Annotated in this window: 1 protein-coding gene; it reads left to right on the top strand. The window is 67.2% G+C overall.

Annotated features, from left to right (window positions below):
- On the top strand, positions 1–265 hold a 265-nt coding region (locus KBI52_RS00280), incomplete at both ends, for a molybdopterin cofactor-binding domain-containing protein (protein ID WP_210804727.1).

The following is a 265-nucleotide window of genomic DNA, read 5'->3' as shown; positions in this document are numbered from 1 at the left end:
TGGTCGCAGAAAAGCTTGGGCTACGCGGCAACGACGTCGAGTTCTCCGGCGGCATGGTCACGGCCGGTGGGCGCTCCGTTCCGCTCGCCGAGGCCGCCAAGGCCGGCCCGCTCATCGGTGAGGACGGTATCGCCTATGGCGACCTGGACAAGGCCTATGTCCAGGCGACTTTCGCGGGACAGTTTGCCGAGGTAGGCGTCGACAGCTTCACCGGCGAGGTCCGTGTGCGGCGCATGCTCCAGGTCGTCGATGCCGGACGCATCCT

Origin of the sequence: Microvirga sp. HBU67558, assembly GCF_018069605.1 — a bacterium.
Classification (GTDB): domain Bacteria; phylum Pseudomonadota; class Alphaproteobacteria; order Rhizobiales; family Beijerinckiaceae; genus Microvirga; species Microvirga terrae.
Note: the sequence above shows the minus strand (reverse complement) of the source record. Positions and strands in the feature narration are given on the sequence as shown.